The following is an 8,820-nucleotide window of genomic DNA, read 5'->3' on the forward strand; positions in this document are numbered from 1 at the left end:
GGATAATCCCGCTGATCACCCGGCGGTCATCAGTTCGATGAGCGCCGGGTTGGTTCGTCGGAAGCAGAGGAGCGATCACCGCCCACTGTCGGTCATCAAGCCAGAATTCTCCTGCCATGATTCAAACTCCCATTATTACCGAAGTGAATCATACAGAGATAATTTAATCAATAGTTTGATTGGGTTTTAACCCTAGAGCAATTCCAGCAACGATGTGTAGCGGTTTTGCGTCCGGCATGCGTGAAAACATAGCTCTAAGAAATCTTACATAGGTGGCATCACACCGTTGATGCCGACGGCGACCTGCGCGGCCGAGATGCTGCCGTCTGCTGCCCTTTCCGCCATGACGATCACACCGGCGCCCGGCTTCAAATCACCTTCCGTTGCCGGCGCAAAGGTGACGATCGGCGTACCCTCGGCAATCGAGATGGTCTTTTCCTTGCCCTGATAGGTGAGCGTGATCGTGTGGCCGTCGACGGCCTTGACCGCATTGCTGACGGTTGCATTCGTCATCGAGCTGTTCGGCTGCACATCCCATGGACGGCTGCCTTCGCCGGTGCCCTTCATCGCGGCCGGGAAAATCAGCACTTCGATCGCGCCATCGGGACCCGTGCCTTTCGGCAGGGAGGCGACGCCGACAAAATCGCCGACCTTGATGTCATCGACGGACGCATTTCTGATACCCGCGACCTTCCAACCAGACTTAAGCGCCACCGTCGCATCGCTGCCCTCGCGGGTCTTGACCGTCAGCGTGTCACCGTTGAGGCTCTCGATCGTGCCACGCACGCGCACGCGCTGGTTTTCCTGCGCGCCCACCGCCTGCGAAAGGCCGAGCACGACGAGACTGCTGGCGGCAAGCGCCATGAATATACCGGTATAGGGTTTGCGAGACATGTGACTCTTCCTTGTAGCCATTGGTCGGCACGATCCCCGGCTGCCGGAGTGCCACTCTATGCCGCATGACGCGGCGTGGGCGAATCAAGGAAAAGTGAGGAAAGCGAACCCCGGCAACCCGATCCCGGGCACCGGAAGTCCGCAAAAGATCTTTGAAAAGACTGGCTCAGCCAGCAGCAGACATATCCATGTACATGATTTCCCAGACATGGCCGTCGAGGTCCTGGAAGCTGCATCCATACATCGGACCCATATCGAGGATCGGCTTCCAAGGCTTGCCGCCCGCCGCCAGCGCCTTCTTGAGGTAGTCATCCACCTCGGCGCGGCTGCCGGCCGAAAGGCAGGTCAACACTTCCTTGCCCTTGGATGTATCGGCGATATCGCCCTCGATGAATTGCTGGAAATGGCCGTGGGTCAGCAGCATCACATAAATATTTTCCTCGACGATCATGCAGGCTGCATCGTCGGTGGTAAAATTCGGATTGTAGGAAAAGCCGAGCGCCGAGAAGAATTCCTTCGACCTGACGAGATCCTTGACCGGCAAGTTCACGAAAATCATGCGCATGAAAAATCTCCCTTATGACGTGGCGGCACCATTGCCGTGATCACGTTCGGCCCAAGGACGGAGAAAACCTACGCGATCCGACACTTCAGGAATTTTTTATCGGATCAGCCTTCCAGCTCCTCGCGCAGCATTTCGAGTTCCAGCCATTCCTCTTCCATCTTGGTCAGGCTTTCGCGCAGCTTCTCCATCTCCGATGCCAGCCGGTTGAAGGTTGCTGGGTCCTTGGTGAAGAGGTTCGGATCGGCCATCTTCTGCTCGCGCCTGGCGATCTCGGTTTCCGCCTTGGCCATTTCCTTCGGCAGGTTTTCGAGTGCGAATTTCTGCTTGTAGGAGAGTTTTACCTTCGAGACAGAGGGTGCGGCAGCGTCCTGCGTCTTCGGTCTTTCCGCTTTCTCGGCCCTGCGGCGCTCCTCGGCCGCACCCTTGCGCTGCGCCAGCATGTCGGAATAGCCGCCGGCATATTCGATCCAGCGCCCATCCGGCGTTTCCGGATCGGCAGGCGCGATCGTCGAGGTCACGGTCCGGTCGAGAAAATCGCGGTCGTGGCTGACGAGGATGACGGTGCCGGCAAAGCCCGTGACGATTTCCTGCAGGAGATCCAGCGTCTCGATGTCGAGGTCGTTGGTCGGTTCGTCGAGAATGAGCAGGTTCGCTGGCCGTGACAGGATGCGCGCCAGCATCAGACGGGCACGTTCGCCGCCGGAGAGGTTCTTGATCGGCGTGCGCGCCTGCTCCGGCTGGAAGAGGAATTCCTTCATGTAGCCGGTCACGTGCCGCTGCTCGCCATTGACGAGCAAGTTCTCGCCACGCCCATCCGTCAGATAGTTGGCAAGCGTATCCTCCAGATTCAGGTCCTCGCGCTTCTGGTCGAGGGTAGCGATATCGAGATTGGTGCCGAGCTTCACCGTGCCGCTGTCGGGCGCAAGCTGGCCAGTCAGCATCTTCAAAAGCGTCGTCTTGCCGGCGCCGTTCGGGCCGACGAGACCGATACAGTCGCCGCGATGCACGCGGATCGAAAACGGCGCGACGATCGGCCTGTGGTCATAGCTCTTGGTGATCTTGTCCGCCTCGATCACCAGCTTGCCGGATTCCTGCGTATCGGAAGCGCTTGCCTGTACCGTTCCCTGCGGACCCTTGTGGCCACGATATTGCGAACGCATCGTCTGCAGCTCGCCGAGCCGGCGCATATTGCGCTTGCGTCGTGCCGTCACGCCATAACGCAGCCAGTGCTCCTCACGCTCGATCGCCTTGCCGAGCTTGTGCTGCTCCAGCTCTTCCGCCTCCAGCACCTGGTCCCGCCACGCCTCGAAAAACGCAAAGCCCCTGTCGAGCCGGCGAGATGTGCCGCGGTCCAGCCAGACGGTCGCCGTCGAGACTTTTTCGAGGAAGCGGCGGTCGTGCGAGATCAGCACCAGTGCGCTGCGCGTCTTCTGCAATTCGCCTTCCAGCCACTCGATGGTCGGCAGGTCGAGATGGTTGGTTGGCTCGTCGAGCAGCAGGATGTCGGGCTCCGGCGCCAGCACGCGCGCAAGCGCTGCGCGGCGCGCCTCGCCGCCCGAAAGATTCCCAGGGTTTTCCTCGCCGGTCAGCCCCAGATGCGAAAGCAGGTAGGTGACCCGATAGGGATCGTCGCCCGGCCCGAGTCCGGCTTCGGCATAGGCCTGCACGGTCTCGAAGCCGCCAAAATCCGGCGCCTGCTCCAGATAGCGCACCGTGGCCGATGGATGGCGGAAGACCTCACCTGACTGCGCGTCGACGAGGCCGGCTGCGATCTTCAGAAGTGTCGATTTGCCCGAGCCGTTGCGGCCCACGAGACAGATCTTGTCACCGGACTCCACCTGCAAGGCTGCGCCGGCCAGAAGCGGTGCACCGCCGAAGCTCAGGAAGATATCGTCGAGTTTCAGAATGGGAGGCGCCAAGAATCAGACTCCGGAAAGATCATAGGGCCGCGCGAGCACGATGGCTCTGCCGCTGGCAAGCGAGAAGCGCACGGGGCCTTCCGCCACATTGGAGATGGTGCGCGACGAGCCGAAGGGCAAATGGAAGTCGGCGAGCGGATAGCGAGCATTTTCGATGAACAGGCCGCGCAGCTCGCTGAAGCCCGGCACGGAAAACAGGCTGCCCGGCGGAAGATCGATCTCCAGTGAGCCCGGAAGCAGAGGCACGGCCTCCTCGCTTCCTGAGGTCAGCAGCATATCGAAGCCTTCTTCCGCCAGCTCCACGGCGTAGAGCAGATGCTGCAGGGCGTGGTCGGACCGTTCGCCGCCCAGCGCACCCGCAAGGATCAGGCGCTTGGCGCCACGCTCGATCGCCTCTGTAACGGCAATTTCACCATCCGTCGCAGCCTTTGCGGCCGGATAGGGCTGGCGCGGCACGTCGGGGAAAGCGCCGTGGAGATCGGCGGGCGTCGAATCAAAATCGCCGACCCACAATTCCGGCACCACGCCCAGCGCCGCTGCGTGGCGCATGCCGCCGTCGGCCGCGATGAACCGGCTGTTCCGCACGGCGTCGCGCAGACGATCCGTCAGGCTGAGTGCCCCGCCGAGCAGGATAGTGAAGGTGGATTGGCTCATGGGCATTGCCCATAGCGCAAACGAGGGGTGAAGGGGAAGAGGCGCCGGATATCCGGTGCCTTTCCCTCAGAGCAATTCCCGCAAAAGTGTGCAGCGGTTTGCGACCGGAATTGCATCAATCAAATGCTTAGAAGCGGTAAGTTACACCGGCGCCGATCAGCCAGGGGTCAAGTTTCGCCTTGCCGCTGACATTGGCACCGCCGACGGTCGCATCGAAATCCGGACGCAGGAAGATCTTCTTCACATCCAGGTTCGCGCCCCAATGCTCATCGAACATGTAGTCGAAACCCGCCTGCAGCGCGACGCCGAATGTATTCTTCACGTCGAGGCTGTCGGCGCTCCTGCCGGACTGATTGTAGAAGACCGTGTAATTCACGCCTGCACCGAGATAGGGCTGGAAGGCACCGAAATCGGTGAAATGATATTGCAGCGTCAGCGTTGGCGGCAGAAGCCACGTCTTGCCGATTTCGCCCAAGCCGGCAATCGAGCCTTCACCACGCACATTGGCATAGGTCGTGCCGAGAATGAGTTCCGCGGAAATATTGTCGGTGAAGAAATAGGAGATATCCGCTTCCGGAACCACCGTGTCCGAATAAGAGAGACCGGATCCGGAAATGCCGTCCACCGAGCCATTATCGCGCGTGATCACGCCAAGGGCGCGAAGGCGCACCTGCCACGGGCTTTGCGTAGCGACGGGCGAGCCTGCAGAAGGCGCCATGTCGGCGGAAAAGGCCGCATGCCCGAAGGATGCAAAGACGATTGCGGCAAAAATACCTCTCAACCGAAGCGGATGATGTTTCATGTGAATCTCTCCTGATGTCGTCGAACGGGGAGAGACTTAGGCCTGCCTTGGATGGGTCGGCTTGAGCGAGATCAAACGCTGGGACTATTTTCGTTAGCCGGGCGTATCCTTGTCGCGGGATAGGAAGATCGCCTCATAACCGCCGATGAATTTCTCGAACAGCAGCGAGAAAGTGTCGATCTCTTCCTGCGGCCAGTCCCGCACGACCTCGGACACGAAGGCGAGCTTCTGGGCCCGGATTTCTGCCAGCAGATTTTTCCCGAGCGGAGTCATGACGACGACGATACGCCGCGCATCCGCCTGAGAAGCCTCACGACGCAGGACGTTGCGGCCAACCATATCAGACACGACGCGGCTCGCCCTCGACGGATCGATGCGCAACATCTCGGCAATGGCACCGACCGTCACCTCGCCGTTTTCCTGCGCGCGGCGCACGGCATCGAGTACGTCGAGATGCGAGAGCTCCAGATCCGGTGCCACGCTCTGGATCGCCAGCCGACCGATCAGTCGGCGGCCCGTCATCATTCGCATGCGCGTCATGGTGCGGCCGATGCGCGGCACGCTGTCTATGGGAGGATCATCAAGCTCCGTCGTTCTTGTCTTGGTCAGGGTCTCGTTCATGACGGAACCATAACAGACCGGACTCGAAAGTAAAATATGCCAATGTCAATAATGTGACATTGACAAATATATGCTATTAGCACATAAAGCATTGATGTAACGAAAATGGCCTTCCCATGGACATGCAACTTGCCCCCGCGCCGCTCGTGACGGATCCTCGTCGGCGGCTCATCCTCTTCTTCTTCCTGATGACCGCCATGTTCATGGCGACCCTGGATAACCAGATCGTCTCCACCGCACTGCCGACCATCGTCGGCGAGTTCGGTCATCTGGACCGCTTCGGCTGGATCGGTTCGGCCTATCTGCTGGCGCTGAGCGCGGTCATGCCGCTGTATGGGAAGCTCGGCGATCTCTTCGGCCGCAAATATGTGATGATGACGGCGATCGCGATCTTCACGGTCGGCTCCGCCGTCTGCGGTCTCGCCGTCTCGATGAACACGCTGATTGCCGCCCGCGTGCTGCAGGGTTTTGGCGGCGGCGGCATCATGGTTTCGATCTTCGCCGTCAACGCCGACCTCTTCGAGCCGCGCGAACGCGCCCGCTACCAGAGCTATTCCAGCCTCGTCCTGATGGCTTCCGGCGCCATCGGGCCGGTCCTCGGCGGCACAATGAGCGATCTCTTCGGCTGGCGCTCGATCTTCCTCGTCAACGTTCCGATCGGTTTCATCGTGCTTACCGGCCTCGCCTTCATGCTGCCCTATCGCAAGCCGCATCGCCGTCCGAAGATCGATTATGCCGGTGCGCTTCTGCTGGCGCTGACGACGACCAGCATCGTACTTGCGACCGACAGCAGCGAGCTTTTCGGCGCGTTGATCTCGCCGCAGAGCATCGGCATCGTCGCCTTCGGTGTCGTTTGCGCCATAACCTGGGTTTTCGTCGAGCGCCGCGCACCGGAGCCGATCGTCCCCTTGCCGCTTTTCCGCAATTCCACCTTCAGCCTGCTGCTGGTGATCTCGATCATGGGCGGCGCGATCGCCATCGGCATGGTCAACTACCTCGCGCTGTTCCTGCAGACGACGACAGGCCTTTCGCCATCCGGCGCCGGCCTGCTCTTCATCCTGCTGACAGGCGGCCTCGTCTGCGGCTCCCTGAATGCCGGTCGCATCATTTCGAAGACCGGCCGCTACAAGCCCTTCGCCATTGCCAGCCTCACGTGCAGCGCCATCGCTTTCGCACTGATCTCGCAGGTCCATGCCGGCACACCGATCGCCATCATCGGCGCGATCATGCTGCTGCACGGCATCGGTATCGGCCTTGCCCAGCAGGTTCCGGTCATCGGCGTACAGAATGCAGCGCCGGCCCGCGATGTGGGTGCCGCAACCGGCTCGGTCACCCTGTCGCGTATGGGCGGAGCGTCGATTGCCATCTCCATCTATGGTGCAATCATTGCATCGCAGCTGGGGAAGCTCGGTTCCTCCATCCCGGGCGTGCCCAATATCGAAGAACTGACGCCGAAAATGATGGCGGCACTTCCCGAAGCCAGCCGTCAGGCAGTCGCGAACGCTTATGCCGCAGCTTTCTCGCCGCTGTTCATGACCTCCTGCGGAATTGCCCTGATCGGCCTGGCTGCCGCCATCATGCTCAAGCCGGTGCAGCTGCCCCGCGCCGGCGAACCGAAGACCGGCCAGGCCAGCGTCGCCGCCGAAGCCGCAGAATGATATAGGCGCGCGGCGCGGCGCCTCTTCTTTTCAGTTCGGYAGAACTACCATTAATTGCATTCTTCGCGCGGACGTTATTGTTGCCCGCATCGGTCGCCGTAGTGACTGATTTTTTCCGTAATGCAGTCGGAATCTGCACTTGCGATGGGACTTTCGCCATAATTTCATCGGAGCGAGAAAGTGCCTCGACAGGTGAGGCATTGCCGAAATGCAACGGCGCCATATTTAGATGGAGTCTCGCTATGCAACCCACGCGGAAATCGGCTAAAGCAAAGACTTGGATCGGCCGATTGTGCAGCGCGAGAACCGGGGCGGAAGCCTATTGAATTTTCCTGGCAACGGCCGGCCCGAAGATGCGGCAGACCGGCGACTTAAAATGATGCGGAGAGACAGACTGGACAGCATGACGACGTGGAAATCGCCCGCGCTTTCCAGTGATGCCTTTGTTGCGCCGCGCCGTTGGGCGCGCCGTATCCTGCTGCTTTCGGCCTGCGTCGTGATGCTGAACGGCTGCGAGTCGTTGATCGAACAATCCTATCAGCCGACCGTCGGCCCTTCGTCCAATCCACAGATCGTCGACGAAGTGCAGAAAAACGACCCGCGCGCGGCCATGGGCGCCCGCGAGCATCCGCGCATCGTTGCGAGCTATGGCGGCGAATATAAGGACGCCCGAACCGAGCGCCTCGTCGCCCGCATCGCTGGCGCGCTGACGGCCGTGTCGGAAAATCCGAGCCAGTCCTACCGGATCACTATCCTGAATTCGCCCGCCATCAATGCCTTCGCCCTGCCGGGCGGTTACCTCTATGTCACCCGCGGCCTGCTCGCGCTCGCCAACGACGCCTCGGAAGTCGCGGCCGTACTCTCGCACGAGATGGGCCACGTCACTGCAAACCACGGCATCGAGCGCCAGAAGCGCGAAGAGGCGGAAGTCATTGCCAGCCGCGTTGTGGCTGAAGTTCTGTCGAGCGATATAGCCGGCAAGCAGGCGCTTGCCCGCGGCAAGCTGCGCCTCGCCGCCTTCTCCCGTCAGCAAGAACTGCAGGCCGACGTCATCGGCGTACGCATGCTCGGCGAAGCCGGCTACGATCCCTACGCCGCCGCCCGTTTCCTCGATTCCATGGCCGCCTACAGCCGCTTCATGTCGGTCGATCCGGAAGCCGACCAGAGCCTGGACTTCCTGTCGAGCCATCCGAATTCCGCCCAGCGCATCGAGCTTGCGCGCAGTCATGCCCGCGCTTTCGGCCAGGAAGGCTCGGTCGGCGACAAGGGCCGCGATTATTATCTCGACGGCATCGATGGCCTTCTCTATGGAGACAGCCCGGAAGAGGGCTATGTGCGCGGCCAGACCTTCCTGCATGGCGGCCTCGGCATCCGCTTCGATGTTCCGCCGGACTTCAATATCGACAACAAAGTCGAGGCGGTCATGGCGACCGGCCCGAACGACATCGCCGTTCGTTTCGACGGTGTCGCTGATAACCAGAACCAGAGCCTGACGAATTACATTTCCAGCGGCTGGGTTACCGGTCTCGATCCATCGAGCATCCGGCCGATCAACGTCAACGGCATGGAAGCTGCGACCGCCCGAGCCACGGCCGACCGCTGGGATTTCGATGTCACGGTCATCAGAAACAACAACCAGATATTCCGCTTCCTGACGGCCGTGCCGAAGGGCAGCCCTTCGCTGGAGCCGACCGCAGACGTCCTGCG

At 60.9% G+C, this 8,820-nt stretch carries 8 protein-coding genes and 1 pseudogene; 2 read left to right on the forward strand and 7 right to left on the reverse strand.

From position 1 onward, the window contains the following. The 7 genes and pseudogenes from AC1D35_RS33565 to AC1D35_RS33595 form a co-directional block, all read right to left on the reverse strand. Positions 1 to 118: pseudogene (locus AC1D35_RS33565) on the reverse strand (IS5/IS1182 family transposase); the annotation flags it as partial. Positions 119 to 264: 146 nt separating this feature from the next. Next, positions 265 to 894, reverse strand: coding sequence for a DUF5666 domain-containing protein (locus tag AC1D35_RS33570; RefSeq protein WP_113312032.1), 630 nt, complete (start codon positions 892 to 894; stop codon positions 265 to 267). A gap of 166 nt (positions 895 to 1,060) precedes the next feature. After that, on the reverse strand, positions 1,061 to 1,459 hold the full coding sequence (locus AC1D35_RS33575) for a VOC family protein (RefSeq protein ID WP_113312033.1): 399 nt from the start codon (positions 1,457 to 1,459) through the stop codon (positions 1,061 to 1,063). 104 nt (positions 1,460 to 1,563) lie between these two features. After that, the gene (locus AC1D35_RS33580; protein ID WP_113312034.1) at positions 1,564 to 3,378 is read right to left on the reverse strand and encodes an ABC-F family ATP-binding cassette domain-containing protein; all 1,815 of its coding nucleotides are present in this window, start codon (positions 3,376 to 3,378) and stop codon (positions 1,564 to 1,566) included. A gap of 3 nt (positions 3,379 to 3,381) precedes the next feature. Then, positions 3,382 to 4,038 carry a thiamine diphosphokinase gene (locus AC1D35_RS33585; protein ID WP_477855493.1) on the reverse strand — a complete coding sequence of 219 codons (657 nt, stop codon included), beginning with the start codon at positions 4,036 to 4,038 and terminating at the stop codon, positions 3,382 to 3,384. Positions 4,039 to 4,159: 121 nt separating this feature from the next. After that, positions 4,160 to 4,834: an OmpW/AlkL family protein gene (locus AC1D35_RS33590; protein WP_113312036.1), complete on the reverse strand. Its 675-nt coding sequence runs from the start codon at positions 4,832 to 4,834 to the stop codon at positions 4,160 to 4,162. Positions 4,835 to 4,927: 93 nt separating this feature from the next. After that, a complete protein-coding gene (locus AC1D35_RS33595; RefSeq protein WP_113312037.1) occupies positions 4,928 to 5,455 on the reverse strand; it encodes a MarR family winged helix-turn-helix transcriptional regulator in 528 nt (175 codons plus the stop codon). 116 nt (positions 5,456 to 5,571) lie between these two features. On the opposite strand from AC1D35_RS33595, the gene AC1D35_RS33600 reads away from it, so the two are divergent. Both AC1D35_RS33600 and AC1D35_RS33605 read left to right on the forward strand, forming a co-directional pair. Then, a complete protein-coding gene (locus AC1D35_RS33600) occupies positions 5,572 to 7,113 on the forward strand; it encodes an MDR family MFS transporter (protein ID WP_113312038.1) in 1,542 nt (513 codons plus the stop codon). Between the two features lie 376 nt (positions 7,114 to 7,489). Then, positions 7,490 to 8,820: M48 family metalloprotease (locus tag AC1D35_RS33605; RefSeq protein WP_477942190.1), on the forward strand; the 1,331-nt coding region annotated here is incomplete at its 3' end.

Source organism: Rhizobium sp. P1_E6, from assembly GCF_056405875.1.